General features: G+C 68.9%; 17 protein-coding genes and 2 pseudogenes. 6 read left to right on the forward strand and 13 right to left on the reverse strand.

The genetic code is table 11. From position 1 onward, the window contains the following. Positions 1-35 precede the first annotated feature (35 nt). From ACZ6TU_RS24785 to ACZ6TU_RS24795, 3 genes are all read left to right on the forward strand, one after another. On the forward strand, positions 36-500 hold the full coding sequence (locus tag ACZ6TU_RS24785; protein WP_469551066.1) for a tyrosine-type recombinase/integrase: 465 nt from the start codon (positions 36-38) through the stop codon (positions 498-500). A gap of 252 nt (positions 501-752) precedes the next feature. Further along, entirely contained in the window at positions 753-1,220 is a 468-nt protein-coding gene (locus ACZ6TU_RS24790) for an NUDIX hydrolase (protein ID WP_467673066.1), read from the forward strand. A gap of 386 nt (positions 1,221-1,606) precedes the next feature. Further along, positions 1,607-1,744, forward strand: a complete 138-nt coding sequence (locus ACZ6TU_RS24795) for a hypothetical protein (protein WP_467673068.1) — start codon at positions 1,607-1,609, stop codon at positions 1,742-1,744. A gap of 254 nt (positions 1,745-1,998) precedes the next feature. Here the strand turns inward: ACZ6TU_RS24795 and ACZ6TU_RS24800 are convergent. Further along, positions 1,999-3,200 (reverse strand): annotated as a pseudogene (locus ACZ6TU_RS24800) (IS110 family RNA-guided transposase). A 242-nt stretch (positions 3,201-3,442) separates the two neighbouring features. Between ACZ6TU_RS24800 and ACZ6TU_RS24805 the strand changes: the two are divergent. Then, complete coding sequence (locus ACZ6TU_RS24805) at positions 3,443-3,823, forward strand: hypothetical protein (protein ID WP_469551070.1); 381 nt, start codon at positions 3,443-3,445, stop codon at positions 3,821-3,823. A 582-nt stretch (positions 3,824-4,405) separates the two neighbouring features. Here the strand turns inward: ACZ6TU_RS24805 and ACZ6TU_RS24810 are convergent. Further along, positions 4,406-4,528 (reverse strand): hypothetical protein, encoded by a 123-nt coding sequence (locus ACZ6TU_RS24810; RefSeq protein ID WP_469551073.1) that lies wholly within the window; start codon positions 4,526-4,528, stop codon positions 4,406-4,408. Positions 4,529-4,564: 36 nt separating this feature from the next. On the opposite strand from ACZ6TU_RS24810, the gene ACZ6TU_RS24815 reads away from it, so the two are divergent. Then, positions 4,565-4,696 carry a hypothetical protein gene (locus ACZ6TU_RS24815; RefSeq protein ID WP_469551076.1) on the forward strand — a complete coding sequence of 44 codons (132 nt, stop codon included), beginning with the start codon at positions 4,565-4,567 and terminating at the stop codon, positions 4,694-4,696. Between the two features lie 377 nt (positions 4,697-5,073). On the opposite strand, the gene ACZ6TU_RS24820 is transcribed toward ACZ6TU_RS24815, so the two are convergent. The 9 genes and pseudogenes from ACZ6TU_RS24820 to ACZ6TU_RS24860 all read right to left on the reverse strand — a co-directional run bounded on the left by ACZ6TU_RS24820 (position 5,074) and on the right by ACZ6TU_RS24860 (position 12,861). Then, entirely contained in the window at positions 5,074-5,520 is a 447-nt protein-coding gene (locus ACZ6TU_RS24820) for a hypothetical protein (protein ID WP_467673074.1), read from the reverse strand. Then, positions 5,517-5,783 carry a hypothetical protein gene (locus ACZ6TU_RS24825; RefSeq protein WP_467673075.1) on the reverse strand — a complete coding sequence of 89 codons (267 nt, stop codon included), beginning with the start codon at positions 5,781-5,783 and terminating at the stop codon, positions 5,517-5,519. Before ACZ6TU_RS24825 ends, ACZ6TU_RS24820 begins: the two co-directional genes overlap by 4 nt. A 360-nt stretch (positions 5,784-6,143) precedes the next feature. Further along, positions 6,144-6,422 (reverse strand): annotated as a pseudogene (locus tag ACZ6TU_RS24830) (molybdopterin cofactor-binding domain-containing protein); the annotation flags it as partial. Positions 6,423-6,454: 32 nt separating this feature from the next. Next, on the reverse strand, positions 6,455-7,033 hold the full coding sequence (locus ACZ6TU_RS24835; RefSeq protein ID WP_467673077.1) for an NAD(P)H-dependent oxidoreductase: 579 nt from the start codon (positions 7,031-7,033) through the stop codon (positions 6,455-6,457). A 244-nt stretch (positions 7,034-7,277) separates the two neighbouring features. Next, complete coding sequence (locus ACZ6TU_RS24840; protein ID WP_467673078.1) at positions 7,278-7,988, reverse strand: MFS transporter; 711 nt, start codon at positions 7,986-7,988, stop codon at positions 7,278-7,280. A gap of 65 nt (positions 7,989-8,053) precedes the next feature. Continuing rightward, positions 8,054-8,878 (reverse strand): SDR family oxidoreductase, encoded by an 825-nt coding sequence (locus tag ACZ6TU_RS24845; protein WP_469551081.1) that lies wholly within the window; start codon positions 8,876-8,878, stop codon positions 8,054-8,056. Positions 8,879-9,560: 682 nt separating this feature from the next. Beyond that, positions 9,561-10,064 carry a helix-turn-helix transcriptional regulator gene (locus tag ACZ6TU_RS24850; RefSeq protein ID WP_469551084.1) on the reverse strand — a complete coding sequence of 168 codons (504 nt, stop codon included), beginning with the start codon at positions 10,062-10,064 and terminating at the stop codon, positions 9,561-9,563. Between the two features lie 54 nt (positions 10,065-10,118). Beyond that, on the reverse strand, positions 10,119-11,750 hold the full coding sequence (locus ACZ6TU_RS24855) for an MFS transporter (protein ID WP_467673081.1): 1,632 nt from the start codon (positions 11,748-11,750) through the stop codon (positions 10,119-10,121). Positions 11,751-11,844: 94 nt separating this feature from the next. Beyond that, positions 11,845-12,861 (reverse strand): NAD(P)/FAD-dependent oxidoreductase, encoded by a 1,017-nt coding sequence (locus tag ACZ6TU_RS24860; protein ID WP_469551386.1) that lies wholly within the window; start codon positions 12,859-12,861, stop codon positions 11,845-11,847. A gap of 418 nt (positions 12,862-13,279) precedes the next feature. Between ACZ6TU_RS24860 and ACZ6TU_RS24865 the strand changes: the two genes are divergently transcribed. Then, complete coding sequence (locus ACZ6TU_RS24865; RefSeq protein ID WP_467673082.1) at positions 13,280-13,903, forward strand: TetR/AcrR family transcriptional regulator; 624 nt, start codon at positions 13,280-13,282, stop codon at positions 13,901-13,903. 673 nt (positions 13,904-14,576) lie between these two features. On the opposite strand, the gene ACZ6TU_RS24870 is transcribed toward ACZ6TU_RS24865, so the two are convergent. Together ACZ6TU_RS24870 and ACZ6TU_RS24875 are read right to left on the reverse strand one after the other, a co-directional pair. Continuing rightward, entirely contained in the window at positions 14,577-15,158 is a 582-nt protein-coding gene (locus ACZ6TU_RS24870) for an HD domain-containing protein (RefSeq protein ID WP_469551088.1), read from the reverse strand. A gap of 14 nt (positions 15,159-15,172) precedes the next feature. Then, positions 15,173-16,246 carry a helix-turn-helix domain-containing protein gene (locus ACZ6TU_RS24875; RefSeq protein ID WP_469551090.1) on the reverse strand — a complete coding sequence of 358 codons (1,074 nt, stop codon included), beginning with the start codon at positions 16,244-16,246 and terminating at the stop codon, positions 15,173-15,175. Between the last annotated feature and the right edge of the window lie 159 nt (positions 16,247-16,405).

The raw sequence follows: 16,405 nt of genomic DNA on the forward strand, positions 1-16,405 counted from the left end.
GCGGATCTGGCGATCGCCGAGGTTGCAGCCGGCCTTTGTACCGCGCGCAACGCGCAGGCGGCGGCCCTCGCGCCGCCGCCGAGCACACCGCCACCGAGCCCGGGCCGGACGATGCGGAGGACTCAACCGCGGGTCCGCGCCGGACGGTGCCGATCCGTCGGGATAACGAAGCCCGGCGATCGGTCCGCTTCGCCACCCGCACTGTGTGGCCGGTCGAGCCGCGCAACCCCTACCGCTCGTTCACCCGCGTCGCCCAGTCCGCCGGCCTCCGTGCGATCCGGCTGCACGATGCCCGGCACGACACCGCCACTCTCCTCACGGCGGCCGGAGTCGCGCCCCGCGTCGTGATGGAGGCCCTCGGGCCCTCGCAGATCGGCATCACGATGGACGTGTACACGCACGTCGTGCAGGACACGCAGCGCGAAACCATGAGCCACATCCTGGAGCACCAGTTTGGAAGATCGCGTAACCGGATCGGGGCTGACCTGCCGAAACGCTGACCTGCGCGTTTTCGAGAGGCTCGCTGAGGTTCCCCGTTGCTCCCCGCCGGTCGCTGCTCGATCGGGCACGCAAAGGGCACGTGTGCTCCTCTGCCGTACTACGGCCGCTGGATGGCGAGACCTGTTTGTAAGCACTTCTTTGGGCTCCACGGCACGGAATGAAAGTGGCTCCAGGGCGTAAGAAGTTGATCTGGCTCCACTCTGCGCTCATAGTGATGCGCGGATCTTGGACGTTGGACAGGGGTGTGGGGGATGAGTTTCCGGCTGGCGGCGTATGCCGTGTGCGTCGAGGACGGGCGTGTGCTGCTCGCCCGTTGCGTACAACCGACGGGTGAGAGCATCTGGACCCTTCCGGGCGGTCGGGTCGAGCACGGGGAGGATCCGTTCGATGCGGTGATCCGGGAGGTCGCCGAGGAGACCGGTTGCGACGCGGTGGTTGAACGCCTGCTGGGCGTGGACTCGAGAGTGATCCCAGCGGTCGCCGCGCGTGGGGGAATCGAGCACCAGAATGTCGGCACCTTCTACCGGGTCCGTATCACCAGCGGCCAACTGCGGCCTGAGCCGAACGGCGATATCGCCGAGTCTGTCTGGACTCCGATCCCCGATGTCGCTTGCCTGCGCCGGTCATCGCTAGTCGATGTCGGCCTCGACCTAGCACAGACCGTTCCAGCGACCGGCCACGTCGCTCCTGTCCCGGTCGGCGGCCTGATCGAGAACTGAGGCACCACTGTTCGCGAGTGGGCCGGAGGACAGGTCTGCGATCTGCTCAAGGCCAGCGGAACCACTCGGTCGAAGTGGAGCCAAAACACCTTGCTACAGGGGCGTGAATCGCACCGCCTCACTCCCCTTCAGCCTGCCCATGGAGCCAAAACAGATCCGTGCACTGGAGCCAAAACAAGTGCTTACAGACACGAGACCCGTGCGCATGACCTGACTGTGCGCTCACACGGCCTGTGAGCGGCGCGCACTGCCCCGTAGTCTCGTCTCGACCACACGGCAAGGGCAGGGGCGTTCATCCGATGGCGAAGCCGGTACGTGCAGCACTGGGGGAAGACTGGCTCACCTGCCAGGTCTGTAAGGGAGACGTGTTCCGAGAACGGAGTGTCTTGCTCAACAGCACCGGCATGGAGTTCATGAAGTTGGCCTGGGCCGACGAGAGCGCCACCGGCCTGATCTGCTGGCGGTGCGGATACGTGCACCTCTTCGTAAACAAGGACATCAAGCTCTACCGGGCGGACAAGTAACGGAGATCGCGTACGGTCTCACCCGACGAGGCGCGGGTATGGGGCGTGAGCAGGGCCATGCGGTCGGTGGAGTTTCAATGACCGAGTCAAGGCCGTGGGTGCCCTCTGCCGGTGCCTCGTCGAGGAGATCGTCTGTGCCTCAGCCGACGAAAGCCAGCCACGACGGCGGGCACGCCGACCGATCAGGCGCGCGTGTGTCTCGTGCACTCCCACCGGCCTCAACCACGTTGCCGAGTCTGTGACGTCGAGTTGAGTCAGGCCGTCTGCGTAGGCGGGGTGGGGGTGAAGGCTCGGTTGTCGCGCAGGAGGGCCCACAGCACACTGGTGCGGCGTCGTGCGAGGGCGATGACGGCCTGGACGTGTTTGCAGCCCTCGCCGCGTTTCTTGAGGTAGTACTCACGGTTGGGGCCGTCGCGGATGATGCTGGTCTGCGCGGAGAGGTAGAAGACTTGCGCAGGCGGCGGCTGTAGCGCTTGGGGCGGTGCAGGTTGCCGGTGCGGCGGCCGGAATCGCGGGGGGACGGGGACCAGTCCGGCGGCTGAGGCCAGGTGAGCCGGCGTCGGCGTAGGCGGTCATGTCGCCTGCGGCGACGACGAATTCGGCTCCGAGAACGGGGCCCATGCCGGGCAGGGACTCGATGATCTCGGCCTGTGGGTGGGTGCGGAAGGTGTCGCGGATCTGCCGGTCGATGCGCTTGATCCGGTCGTCCAGGGCCAGAATCTGCGTAGCCAGGTCGGCGACGATCTGTGCAGCGGCGTCTTCGCCGGGCAGTGCGGTCTGCTGGGCCTGGGCCGCTTTCACGGCTGTGGCGGCCATGCTGTCCGCGTCGCGGACACCTCGATTGACCAGCCAGGCCGTCAGGCGGGCCAGGCCGCGCCGGCGGGGAGCGGCCGGGGTCTGGTAGCCGGTCAGCAGTACCAGTGCGCCCTTTCGGGCTGAGTAGTCGAAGGCCCGCTCCCGGGCGGGGAACATGCCGGTGAGCACGTCTCGGAGCCGGTTGACCGTTCGCACCCGGTCGGTGATCAGGTCGGTGCGGTGGGCGGTCAGGAGCGCGAGGTCGGCGGCCAGCTGGGCAGGCACGTCGAGAGTGGCGAAGTCCCCGTCGGTGGCGGGCGGTTTCGGCGATGACGTAGGCGTCGCGGGCATCCGTCTTGGCCTCGCCCCGGTAGGCGCCGGCCATGCGGTTGACCGTCCGGCCGGGCACGTAGACAGCCTGCTGCCCGTGGGCTGCCGGCAGCGCCAGCAGCAGGGCGGAGGATCTGCTGGAGGTGTCCAAGGCCCAGTGCACCTCGTCGGCCAGGTCCAGGATCTCGCCGAGCGCGGTCAGGATCGCCGACTCGTCATTCTCGATCTTCTTCGACCACAGGGTCGCACCGGTCTCGTCGACCACTGCGGCCCAGTGATGGCCCTTTCCTGCGTCGATACCGACCCATATCCGGGCCCGCTGTTTGCTCACGCGTCCCTCCCGCAGCCGAGTTTCCCGCCGTCGGGCCCGTAGGACACCCCGTCGGCAGCTCCGTAAACAGCGACGCGTTCCGCGCATTTCAATCAGCGACCAGGGCGCCCCGTAGGGCCGGACGGCCACTCCAGCCGAGCCACGGTCGGGGGGGCGCCCTGCAGTTGGTCGCCGTGGTGGGGGCCGCGCGACGACGCCAATGGTGGGCAGCGAGAGAGCGGCTCGCCCGGCATGTGGCGCCCGTGGCGCGCGCTGTTCCCGACGCGAGCAACATCGGCTGGACGGTGTTCGGTCCGACGAACATGGCGCTGCACGCCTTGAGCATCGAGATGGAAGCGGGCGAGACCAGCGAGGCCCTGCATACCGCGGACGCCATCGACACGAGCGGGCTGCCTTCGCTGGAGCGCGAGTTCACGTTCGGTCTGGAGGTGGCGGCCTGCCACAGCCAGCGCCGGGACACCGCCGCCGCGCTGCTCGCCCTCCTCGGCTTGGAGGCGATCGCCCCGCAGGACCTGGCCCGGACGCCGCTCGCGCGGCAGTTGGTGCTGACGGTGATCCGCCGAGGCCGAGCCATGCACGCGCGGCAGGCCGAGCAACTGGCGGTGCGCATCGGCCTCGTGTAGGCCGCCGAGCCTGTGGTTCGCCCGAACTGTCAGCTCGGGTCGGCGTGATCACACCTCCCTAGGGTCCCGTGTATGAGGCGGACCACATGCGACCGGGGAGGCGTGAGCATGACCTGCGACGACAGCCAATGGGCCTCAGCGCCCGGTGGGGCTGCATCCGGAGTACTCGTGCACCCCACGGGGGAACGCCCACGGGCTTCGGAACACTGGCTCTTGTCGACCCTGCCGGCCCCGCTCCGGCGCCGGGCCCGGCTGGAAATGGGAACAGCACCACGTGGCGATGATGCCGCTGGGCACGCTTTTCTCGGCAGTACGGATCCCCAGCCGCTTGGTAGTCGCTCTGGCTGGAAGCAGCGAGGCGGACTGCTTGGACACCTTCCTGGCGGAGGCCCTCGGCGGTGGGCCGGTCATCTGTGATCCGCACTTATCGCGGCTCTATGCGCTGGTGCCTGCCCGCATGCCAGCGACGCTGCACCAGGTTGCCGAAACGTGGCGGACCCTGGAGGTGGACTGCCTTGGGCGCGGCAGCTACCTGGGAGTGCCGCGGCTGGACGCCGTGAAGAGGGAGCACGCATTCGCCTGCTACTGGTCGGTGCCGATGGACTCGACGGGGATGTTGTGCAGTCCGCTCTCGGTCGCGCGGTTGATCGCCGCAGGAAAGCACTGCTCGGCCATGGAGCGTGAGGCGAGACGGACAACGGCCACCCGTCATTCGTCGATGCCCCGTGGGCGGACGCCTTCGTGCACCTGGCAGACCACTGCATCGCCTGCATCACGTGCTCCGCCATGGACGAGGAGGGAACGAACCTCGGTCTCCTCTGCGCGGAAGGCGAACGACTGAACAAGGAGTTCCGGCAGGCCCGGCGCGCCTGACCTGTCCCAACGCCGCCGCCTCGTGCCTCCGACCGAGTCGAGGGCGGGGAGCTTCTGGCCGCCCGCGTTCATGCCAGAAGTAGATGTCAAAGGCCCCGGACCATGATCGGTCCGGGGCCTTTGCGCTGGTGCCCCCGGCAGGATTCGAACCTGCGACACCCGCTTTAGGAGTTTTCTCGGGACGAGGAGCTGACCTGCGGGAATGGGGGCCACGGGGCGTCTGGCCAGGGGAAACACTTCTCCGCAGTTCCCATGTGTTCACAGTGCTTCCCGTTCCCATGTGTGCTGGATACGTGCCGGTGGATGCTGTCCGACGTGGGCATGGGTTGTCCGGGGGAGCCGGTGAGTGGTCGGAGTGCAGCGCGGGCGGCGTTTCGTCAGACCTTCTCGACTCGCACGGGGTGCCCCGCGAGGAGTTGATTCATGTCGTCGGTGTCGGAGGTGAAGACGGTTGCCTGCGCTCCCTGCACGGCTTCCCGCCCGGCCACAGCCGCCAGAATGGCGTCGATGGCGTACTTGTGCCCATGCAGGCCGGCTGCCTTCAGCATGTCTCGCGCCATGGCGATCACCTGATCGTCCGTGTGCACGATGCGGATCCGGGACAGCGTCCAGTTCCACAGCGCCTGCCTCGACGTTTCGCGAGAGTCCCATGCCTCCAAGGTCGTGAGCGCCGAGGTGACGATCGGGATGTCCAGCCGCGGAGCCGTCTTGATCAGCGCAGCGATCTCCCGGTTGCCCTGAACCGCCTTGGAGAGAGCCTCGCAGTCGAACACGAAGACGCGCTGTCGCGGCCGGTGCAGTTTCGCTCGGACGGTGCGGCTCACGCGGCCTCGTCCGAACTCGATCGCTGCTCGTCATGCCAGCCGTCGATGGCGGCGATGCGGTCCAGCGCTGCTTGCTGCTCCTCGTCGGTCACGGTGCCGTGCTCTTCTTCGAGGCGCTCGGCCAATTCGCGCAATCGGTCCATGGCGTCCTGGTGAGCGGCGGCGGCCGCGATGTAGCCGGACACCCCGCGCGCGTCGACGCGCTCCTTGATCGATTCCACAAGCTCTTCCGGCACGGTGATGGTGATCTTCCGAGTTGCCATACTTCAAGTATGCCAGGTTCTGTCCGGCGTGGCCTTGCCTCCTCGGGGCCCTCACTTGCTCGGGCCGTCCTCCCGACGGACACGGCGCAGGTCTGCGAGAGGTGCGTCTCGGGTGCGGGTGCGGGTGCGGGGCGGGTGGGGATGTGGATTCCTTGTGGACTCCAGACGTGAGGAAGGCCCCCGTTTGAATGGAACGAGGGGGCCTGGGACTCCCTTACCTGCGGTGCAGGTGGTGCCCCCGGCAGGATTCGAACCTTGCGACACCCGCTTTAGGGGTGGGAGCGAATCCTTGCCGGGGGGTGCTTGACCGTGCCGCGACAGGCTCAGGCCGGTTCGGTGGTGACGCGGGGCTTCCTCGGTCAGCCAGTCGCCGTCGCGTGTGGAGCGGGGCTTCGGCTTGCGCCGGTGCCAGCCGAACTCGCGGGCGCCGACGTGGTAGCACTCGCGCAGCCGCCGGGTGGAGAACCGCTGCCCGGTGGACTCGTCGGCGGCGGGCTCGTTGCGCAGACGCAGTTCGATCGGGTCGATGCCGAGTTCGTGGGCGAGTTCGTCCATCGCGGACTCGATGACGAAGGCGCCGCTGCTGTAGCCGGGGCCCTGCATGAAAGTCGGTGTGCTCACGTCCAGGGGCGACGACCGTCGACCGGTCAACGCCCCCCGGGGGACTTGTGTCAGGCCGCCATGAGTGCCTCGCGGTACCGCTTGGCATGGAGGGCGAGCGTCTCGGCGTCCAGTCCTCGGCCGGCGCCGTGCACGATCAGCGGCTCCTCGGGCGTCATGCCGGTGGGGTGGGCCCAGGTCAGCATAGGCCGCAGCAACTCGGTCATGGTGTGGCGGTGAGGCCCGTCGGGCCGGTAGGCGACGGCGTCACTGCCGGTCGAGACGGCGAGCCGCAGTGTCTTGCCGTGCAGCGCACTGCTTCCGGGGCCATAGGCCCACCCGCGGGTCAGCACGACATCCAACCACTGCTTGAGCAGGGCGGGCATCGAGTACCAGTAAAGGGGAAACTGCAGGACCACCGCGTCATGGTCGAGCAGCAGCCGCTGTTCATGAGGCACGTCGATACGGAAGTCCGGGTACCGGGCGTAGAGATCGTTGACGGTGATGCCCTCCACCCCGAGCAGGCCATCGACCAGTGCGGCGTTCACTTTGGACTCCGACAAGCGCGGATGGGCGAGTATGACGAGGGTCTTACGGGTGGGGCTCGGCATTGAGAGGTCTCCCGTGAGTGAGGTTATGTGTCTGTTCATCTGGCTCGTACGGACAGCGGTGGCAGTGTGAACCGTAGGGTGAGCGGTTCCGGGTCGGGCGCCCCGATGGCGACGAAGGCGGCCCATGCGCCGACGACCCAAGGCGCGTACACCAGAGCGGTCTATCGCTCTGAGGGACGACTGCCCACGACGAGAGCTGGGGCGGTTGCCGTGCCCCCGGTCCGCGTAGGTCGGCTGCTCCGCCCCCTCGTGGTCGCCATCGCCATCCCCGTGGCCACCAGCATCAGGCCCGCCCGGCCAGCAGGAACCACCGGTCTCCGAACAGAGCGATGGCAAGGTTTCCCACGCCGCCCGCCGCCGTGCCCAGGTAGAGGGCGCTGCTGTTCAGCGACACCAGGAGGGAGGCGAGCCGGGCGATCAGGGCGATGGAGAGGGCCCAGCCGATCAACATGGTGATCGGGTAGGCGGCCAGGGCGATGGGAAGGGAACGGAAGGTCCAGGGGGAGGCCGCCGTGAGGACGGCCATGGAGATGGTCGCCCAGAGGATCACCGGCCGCGGGCCCCAGGCGTCCACCATGCGGCCACCCGCCGAGGAGCCGACGACCGAGACCAGCCCGCCGACCAGGAACAGCAGGGGCAGCAGGTCCTGGGAGCCGTTCGTCGCCTCGCGCATGGCCACGCTGAGGTAGATGTTCGTGGTCTGCGAGGCGGGGGCGAACAGGAACGTCATCGTCGCCGCTCCCAGCACGCCCCGTTTCGTGAGGGGAGCCAGCCGCTCACGCAGGCTCAGCGCGGCGGTCGGTGCGGGAAGTCCGCGCAGGAGCAGCGCGACCCCCGCGAAGGCCTCCGCGCCCAGGCCGGTCACCAGCCACATCGTCAGCCGCCAGTCCGTACGGCCGATCCAGGTACCCAGTGGCACGCCCAGGGCGGTGGCGACCGTCAGGCCGCCACCTCGGCTGGCGAGCGTGCGGTTGCTCGCTGCGAAAGTGCGCACGCCCGGCGACCGCTCGCGTGGCTGTGGGGCGTGCGCCGGCCTTGGCCGGCGCTGCCGACGCACGGTTATGCGGCGTTGCCCTGGGCCTGGGTGGAGATGTCGGCCCATTCCTCCCAGGTCTTCAGTCGCTCGGCGTAGACCTGTGGGACGAGGTGGAGGGGGGCGGTGCCGAAGAAGACCCGCAGGGGCGGGTTGTCGGCGTCCACGATCTTCAGCAGTGCCGCGCCGGTTGCGGCCGGGTCGCCGGATTCGACATCGCCCCAGGCGGCGGCCACGGCCGCGCGCAGGCCGTCGTAGGCGGGCAGTTGCGTGGCGAAGGTGGCGGAGGGGCCGGCCCAGTCGGTTTCGAAGCCGCCGGGCTCGACGAGGGTGACCTTGATGCCGAAGGCGGCGACCTCCTGGGCGAGGGCCTCGGTCAGGCCCTCCAGGGCCCACTTGGAGGCGTTGTAGCCGCCCAGGTTGGGGAAGGAGACGACGCCGCCGACCGTGGAGATCTGCACGATGTGACCGCTGCCCTGGGCCCGCAGGAGGGGCAGGGCAGCCTGGGTGACCCACAGGGCGCCGTAGAAGTTGGTCTCCATCTGGCCGCGGACCTGCTGCTCCGTCAGCTCCTCGACCGCGCCGAACAGGCCGTGTCCGGCGTTGTTGACGACGACGTCCAGGCGGCCGAAGTGCTCGTGCGCCCGCTTGACGGCCTCGAATGCGGCGGCCTTGTCGGTGACGTCCAGGGTCAGCGGCAGGATCGCCGCGCCGTGGGCGGCCACCAGGTCCGCCAGGGAGTCGGTGTTGCGGGCGGTGGCCGCGACCCGGTCGCCGCGCTCCAGGGCCGCCTGGACGAACTGGCGGCCGAAGCCCCGCGACGAGCCGGTGATGAACCAGATCTTGCTCATGGGAAAGCACTCCCGTTCGGGATGAAGTCTTATGAGGCGACCATATACCTAACTGATACCCAGTATCAAGTCGAGTCATGGTTCGGCGTTGGGTGCTTGCTGCCCTCGTTAGACCACCCGCCGCGACGGGACGGACGCAGCAGCTTGGGAAGTGACGGAGCTTGTGCGGTCACTCGATTGCTGACCTGCGTGGATTCCCGATGTCGGGATCGGCGCGCGGGCCTTTTCACACAGCCGTCCACCGTGGTTGTCCCCTCTTGCGGCCACGCTGTGGGCACGGCTTCGAAGCATGGCGGGGAGAATCAAGTGTGCACGGACTCTGCGCTTGGCCCGGCGGTTCGGATGCCCAACTCGGGGGGCCGTTTCGCGAGTACACAGCCTGCCGGTGTCGGCATGGTCGATCAGACACAACAACGCCTTGCGAACAAGGCCGATGTGAATCGCCCGCCGCTCTCGCCGCTGCCTGCTGTCCCCTGGTGGCGGCGGCCGCCACTCCGGTACCGGCCGAACGCTTCGCCAACCGGCCCTTCGCCGAGTACCGGGCCATGGATGCGGAGGGCAACTGGTGAGACTTCTCGGAACACGGCTTCGGCGGCTCGCGCCCGCCGTCCGACTCCACCGGGTCCTGAACCGGCCGACTCTCGATGCCGACTTGTTGTTCGGCGCAGGTCGGTCGGTGCCGTCAGGTCCGCGCACCGTAGAGGTGAGGCGGGGCGACCAGCCGGGAGACGAAAAGGCGCTGGAAGATCTCCAGTTGCTCGCGGCGTACGCGGCAGTGGACGTGGATGCCGTCCGGCAGGCTCTCGAAGCGTTGGCGCAGCAGGGCCCAGACGGTGGCGAGGTGCTGGCCGGGACGGCGGTGGACGGGTTCGTCGACGACCTCGGCGGCAAGGACGCGGTCGGCTCGGAACAGCCGGGGCTCGCCGCCCCGGTCGGCGACCAGGTACCAGACGCCTGCTTTGCTGACCAGCCCGTACGGGTCGACGGTATAGCGGTGTGGCTCGCGGGCGTCGCTGCTGCGGTAGGTCAGCTGGAGTCGGCGGTCGGTGAAGGCGGCGTGCTGGAGCTCTGCGAGATGGGCGTCGGTGGCCGTTTCGATGCCGTGCATCCAGCGGACGGGGTCGACGAGGATGCGCTCGCTGATGCGCGCGGCGTCGCCGCGGTGCCGGGCGGGCAGCGCGGCCATGACCTTTCGGAGCGCCGAGCGGATCGCCTCGCCCAGGCACGCTCCGCCGGCGATCTAGCGGGTGGACCCGGTGTGCTCCCGCACAGTCGCCGCCTCGCTCGCCGCCGTCCCGGCCCCCGGCTCGGCGCTCTTCCTCGCGAACTCGCGCCGGCCCGGCAGGACCGCGAGGACGATCAGTGTTCCGGCGGCCATGATGATCCCGCCGATGAGGCTGGTCTGGGCGACTCCGTGGGCGAAGGCCTGGTGGACGGCGTCCACGGCGGCCTGGGCCTGCTGGGGCCCGGCGGAGGGATCCTGCGCGACCCGCTCCGCGACGGCCAGGCCGGCGCCGACCGAGTCCTTGGCGGTCTCCATCGCCTCCGCCGGGAGCCGGTTGCCCACCAGGTCGGTCAGCTCGTCCCGGTAGGCCGTGCCCAGTAGCGAGCCCAGCACCGCGATGCCCAGCGCCCCGCCCAGCTCCAGCGCGGTGTCGTTGACACCGCCGCCGACGCCCAGCTCGGACTCGGGGAAGGAGCCCATGATCGTGTCGGTCGCCGGGGAGATGGCCAGTCCGAGAGCGAGGCCCAGCATCATCAGCGGCGCCAGGAAGTCCCCGTACGTCGACCCCTTGTCGATCTGGGTGAGCAGGAACATGCCCGCCGTGCCGATGGCCAGGCCGGTCACGGCCATCGCCTTCACCCCCAGCTTCGGGGCGAGCATCCCGGTCACCGCGGACCCGAGGAACACCGCGCCGCCCAGCGGCAGTAGCCGTACGCCCGTGTCCAGGGCGCCGTAGCCGAGGACGAACTGCAGGAACTGCGTCGAGTAGTAGATCACGGCGAACATGCCGAAGAAGAAGAACATCACCGCGAGCATCGAGCCGCTGAAGGGCCGCAGCGCGAACTTCCGGACGTCCAGCATCGGGTGCGGGTGCCGCAGCTCCCAGGCGACGAAGGCGACCAGACCGACACCGGCGACCACGGCGGCGGCGACGGGGCCGGCGCCCCAGCCGGCGTGCGGGCCCTCGATGGCGGCGTAGATCAGGGAGCCGACGGTGACGATCGACAGCAGCCCACCGACGTAGTCGATCCGGCCCATGCCCTCCGCCTTGGACGGCGGTACCAGGGCGAGCGCGCCGAACACGGCGAGGACGGCGATCGGCACGTTGATCAGGAAGGTCGAGCCCCAGGCGTGGTCCTCGAGCAGCCAGCCGGAGACCAGCGGGCCGACGGCTACCGCCAGCCCGGAGGTCGCGGCCCAGGCGGTGATGGCCTTGGCCCGCTCGCTCCGGGGGAAGGTCGCGACCACCAGGGACAGCGTGGCCGGCATCACGACCGCGGCACCGACACCCATGATCGCGCGGGCCGCGATGACCAGCGAGGTCTCGTCGACCATGCTCCCCATCACCGAACCGCCGGCGAAGATCAGCAGACCCAGCACCAGCGCGCCGCGTCGGCTGTACTTGTCGCCGATCGCGCCCAGCACCAGCATCAGCGCCGCGTACGGAACGGTGTAGCTATCGACGACCCACTGCAGATCGCTGCTGCTCAGGCCCAGGTCGGTGGTCATGTCGGGGGCGGCGACGATCAGCGACGTGTTCGCCATCACCGTGATCAGCAGGCTCAGGCACAACACGAGCAGCGCCCACCAGCGCCGCGCGTACGGCCCGGTCATCTTCTCCACGGGGGTGTTCGCAAGGAAGGGCATCAGTAACTCCTGAGAGGGACGGGGCGGACGAGCGGAATCACTTGATTGCCCGTGAGGCGAGCGGGCGACGGGCTGAGATCTCCGGGCTTCAAGATCATCCTGTGGCCCCTTGTGGGCTTCCCTCGGCGATCCCCTGGAGGGCCGCGTCGGTGTCCGCGATGGCCAGCATCCTGTTGATGTCGGCGCCGGCCAGTGCGCCGGCCGCTGCGGAGGCCCCGACCTGGGCGACCAGATCGGTGGCGTTGCCGGCCACCCACACGCCCGGCACCTCGGTGGTGCCGGCCGTGCCGGAGGCGAAACCGCGGCCCGTCGGCAGGTCCCGCACCGGCAGGCCCAGACCTTCCAGGCCCTGGGTGCGGGCCTGCATCGGCGCGGCGACCGCGAGGACGCGGCGGGCCACGACCTGGCCGTCGGCCAGGCGCACCCCGGCGAGGGCACCGTCCTCGTCGTTGACGACCTCGGTGACCGGGGTGTCGATGACGCGGATGCCGCGGGCGGCGAAGCGGGCGCGGCTGTCCTCGTCCAGGTCGGTGCCGTGGGTGAAGTAGGTCAGGTCCTCGGTCAGCTGGCGGAACAAAAACGCGTGGCTGATGGAGGCCGGGCCGGTGGCGAGGATACCGATGGGCTCATCGCGCACCTCCCAGCCGTGGCAGTAGGGGCAGTGCACCACACTGTGTCCCCAGTGCTCGGCGAGCCCGGGCACCTCCGGCAGCACATCCTTCAGGCCGGTGGCCACCAGGATGCGGCGAGCGGTGATGCTGCGGCCGTCGGCCAGGGTGACGGTGAACCGCAGGTCCCCGTCCGCCGACGGGGCGGCGGACTCGGCCGAGACCACCTCGCCGAACACGACGCGTCCGCCGTACTGGCGCACCTGCTCCCGGCCCCGTCGAAGGATCTCGGACGGCGGGGTGCCGTCCAGGGCGAGAAGGCCGTGCACGGCCTGCGCGGGGGCGTTGCGCGGGGAGCCGCCGTCGATCACGACGACCGAGCGGCGGGAGCGGGCGAGGATCAGTGCACCGTTCAGCCCCGCGGCGCCCCCGCCGATCACCACCGCGTCGACGGTCCCCTCGGCCAGTGCGTCGCTCGTGTACGGAGGAGTCGTCACAGCCATGGCCTCCTGCCTTTCCTTGTCAGTCATGGTTCGGTCAACCCTTCGAGTTCTGGGTGGTTGGAGGGTGGTCAGCTGTTCAGGAAGCCCAGGATGTGGTCGGCGACCGTCTTGGGCTGTTCGAGGTGCAGGAAGTGCCCCGCGCCGAGGACAGCCCGACGTTCGTGATGTACAGATCCAGTCCGGCGATGAAACTCGCCGTCGCCAGGTCGCGAGGATCAGACCGGGCCTTGCCGGCCTGGAAGGCGTCGCAATGCCGGGCGGCGCGGAGGAGTGCAAAGGCATGGGTTGCTCTCCATAGCGCCAGGCGTGCACGCACCCTGTCCGGTGAGCTCAGCATGGTTGTTTACTGAACAGTCCGAAACCTAGGTAGTTCTGTACTGGGTTGTCAAGAACGGCAGGTCGGCTTTACCTTCTATGTATGGCGAGACCACGAAGCTTCGACCGTGACCACGTCCTCCATGCCGCCGAGCGGCAGTTCCGCACCACGGGCTACAACGGCACGAGCGTCGACGACATCAGCGACGCCACCGGCCTGGGCCGCGGCAGCCTCTACGCCGCGTTCGACGGCAAGCACGGCGTGCTGCTGCAGGCGATGGCCGGCTACTTCGCCCGGCTGGGGCAAGGTCCGCGGAACATGCTCGCCGGACCGGACGAGGGCGCCCTGGAACGACTGCACGCGTACTTGCTCCGCGCCGTCCACGGAGTGCCACTCGCCCCCGACGTACCCCCCGCCCCCGACCGGGCGGCCGCGGCCTGCTTCGCCGCCAAGATGGCCCTGGAGATCGGAACCTCCGACCCCGAAGTGAAACGCCTGGCCAACGACTGCTTCTCCGTGGTCCGGACGGCGGTGGCCGAGTGTGTGCGAGCGGCGCAGCGCAACGGCGACATCGACCCCGACGCGGATCCCGACGACCTTGCCTACCTTCTGCTGACCATCATCCGCGGGATCGATGTCGTAGGCGCGTTCGGCCACAGTCCCGCCCGCCTGACCTCGATTGCGGAGAGCGCGTTCGCCTTGCTGCCTCGCCCGCGCCACCGCTGAGAAGGGCACGGCCGGCCTCGTTGCACAGGCATCTGATGCGGTCGGCCCACTTCGACGCCGCGGAGGCACAGCCCGTAGGTTTACGCGCCGCCGTGACCTCGTGTGTTGGCGCGTGCTGTGGTGTTCCGGGGGTATGCGGGGTGGGCACTGCTCGGCGCTTCGGACGTGAGGCGGTTCCATGGATGCTGCTGCCCAAATGAGGGCCAGGACCCGCTTGCCGACCGTCTGATCAGGGCGCATCCGCTGCCAGCGACTCACCACTGCCACCGTATGAGCTGCTAGCGGTGCCGCTCACCGCACAGTAGCGGTCGTCCGCGCGCAGCATGGAAGCTCGCTGTCACGCGCCACTGTACGAACGACCTGGACGCCAGGGACCGTGTCTGCTCGGCTCTGCCTGGGTCGACGGCAAACGGGATGGGAGCCTCCCACACACACCCCTACGACCCCGCACCCGGGAACGGCGCCCCCTTCATCCCGGCGTCGGCCGATCCCCCGCCGGAGGCCTGTTCTGACCCCATGCCGTGCCCGCCCGGAGGAGCGGAGCGACGACGGGTGCTTGAACCTGTAGAACCTGTAGAGAAAGTTGTAACTCAGTCGGTCGGCTGGGACTTGAAGTTAAGTGCAAGGGCGGCAGTTCAGTGTTCTGACGCCGCTAGGTGAGTGGCAGGAAGTGTCAGCCCAACTCGCCCATCGTGCTGCGCAGCCAGTCCAATGGGTCGGTCGCCAGTAGTTGGTCGGCCAGTTCGTTGGCCGCCTTCGTGACTAGGCGACCGCGGCTGTTGTCGATCCAGCGCTGTGCGTGCTCGTAGCCTTGGGCTTTGTATTCGATGCCCTGGAGCATGCACTCGAGCTTGTCCGCGTCTCGCGCGCAGATTGCTTCGGGAGTTTCCCGGGCCTCGTACTCGCTGATCAGTTCGCGCACAGTGGAGGCGAGGGCCTCGGGCATGCCCGCCACTTGGTCGGCGGTGACCTCCGCGGGGTCGGCTTCGCCGGCGCCGTACTTCTTGGCCAGGTGGTTGACGTCCCCGGTCCTGGTCTCCTGCGAGTCGTGCCACACCGCCAGGAACGCGGCACGGGCAGGGTCTGCCCCTTCCAGTTTGGCGATGATCGACGCGATCAGTGAGGTGCGCCAGGAGTGCTCGGCGACGCTCTCCGGGTCGCGCACCCCTGCCATCCACCACCCGGTGCGCTTCGACTGCTTGAGCGTCCCCGCTTCGTACAAGAACTGTGCCACCTGGGTCAGCTCTTCGGCCACGGTCGAGTCTCCTCTCACGCCTCAGCAAGGCGGATCGCATACCTGATGCTGTCCAGTTCACGGCGAGCGCGAGCCGACAACTCCCGGCTATCCAACATCACCGGCAGCCGGTCGCGTAGGGCTCGGGTCGCTGCCCCGGACTTCAGCAGGTTCGGCCGGATGGCGAGCAGGGACCACAGGGAGTGGATGTTCAGGTCGACGTACCCGTGGTGAGGCGCCAGGCCGTGCGCGAGGTGGGAGAGCAGCTTGTCCCCCGGCCAGGGACCAGGCTCGCGGGAAGCGATGAAGTCGTCGGACAGTTCGAGGTGGCGGCTCTCTCCCACCCAGTACGCCCAGTAGTTCAGGTTCGCGGCCTCGCCACGGTCATCGTCGAGCAGGACGGTGTCGATGAAATGGCCCATCCTCTCGCGGTCGCCCTGCCGCGCGGCGACGGCCGCCACGGAGCGGGCGTTCAACCAGTCGATGAGCCAGCCTTCGGGCCGCTCCGTGGCCTGTTCGCGGGCGAGCCACTCGGAAGTGTCGGCCTGGTCGTCATAGCCGGACAGGTACAGCGCCTGACGTCGTAGCAGGAACTGCTCCTCGCGTCGCGCCTGTTCTGCCGTGTCCCGCATCCGTGCGAAGAACTTGCGCCGGTCGGTGGCCGGCAGCTCGGGCGCTGACGGTGCGGGTCCTCGGCGCGGCCTCCGGGGCGCCGGCAGATCGCGAACCGGCTGTGGGGGCACCCGGGTGAGCGGCCATGCGAGGACCTCGACCAGGTCGCGCTGCATGACCCACGCCCCGAGCGGGCTCTCGTCGGCGGGTGTCTGCTCGTCCAAGGCGCCGGCCGGGAGAACGTCGGCCTCTGTCGCTCTCTCAAGGGCCTGAAGCAGGGCGGGGGAAGTGCCCATCTGCATCAGGCGGTGCCGGTGCACGAGCATCTGCCCGACCGGCAACGAGGGCAGGGGCCGACGCCCGGACTCCCAGCCCGCGATCGTGTCCGGCGAGACCTCCAACCGCTCGGCCACATCGTCCTGCGTCCGGCCAAGCTGCTCCCGGATGACCCGGAATACGGATCCGGAGATGACCCCGATCCGGGATCGCGAGGGCATGCCCCGACCACCAGTCAGGGTTCGTCCCGGACTTGACGGCACCTCGACCACTTATCCCCGCGTGGGCCCCATCCATACCTGTACTGCCAGTGACTTCATCCGGTGACCGGCGTTTTCTACCGCTCAGGCAGTAGCGACTCGACAACTCAGCGTATAGGG

The sequence above is a fragment of the Streptomyces sp. NPDC052064 genome, from assembly GCF_055585925.1.

Coding starts and splice junctions, on each gene's coding strand:
- ACZ6TU_RS24790 (WP_467673066.1), top strand. CDS start 753: ATGAGTTTCCGGCTGGCGGCGTATGCCGTGTGCGTCGAGGACGGGCGT.
- ACZ6TU_RS24825 (WP_467673075.1), bottom strand. CDS start 5,783: ATGGCAACTCGGAAGATCACCATCACCGTGCCGGAAGAGCTTGTGGAA.
- ACZ6TU_RS24835 (WP_467673077.1), bottom strand. CDS start 7,033: ATGAACAGACACATAACCTCACTCACGGGAGACCTCTCAATGCCGAGC.
- ACZ6TU_RS24845 (WP_469551081.1), bottom strand. CDS start 8,878: ATGAGCAAGATCTGGTTCATCACCGGCTCGTCGCGGGGCTTCGGCCGC.
- ACZ6TU_RS24850 (WP_469551084.1), bottom strand. CDS start 10,064: ATGGCCGCGCTGCCCGCCCGGCACCGCGGCGACGCCGCGCGCATCAGC.
- ACZ6TU_RS24855 (WP_467673081.1), bottom strand. CDS start 11,750: ATGCCCTTCCTTGCGAACACCCCCGTGGAGAAGATGACCGGGCCGTAC.
- ACZ6TU_RS24860 (WP_469551386.1), bottom strand. CDS start 12,861: ATGGCTGTGACGACTCCTCCGTACACGAGCGACGCACTGGCCGAGGGG.
- ACZ6TU_RS24865 (WP_467673082.1), top strand. CDS start 13,280: ATGGCGAGACCACGAAGCTTCGACCGTGACCACGTCCTCCATGCCGCC.
- ACZ6TU_RS24875 (WP_469551090.1), bottom strand. CDS start 16,246: ATGCCCTCGCGATCCCGGATCGGGGTCATCTCCGGATCCGTATTCCGG.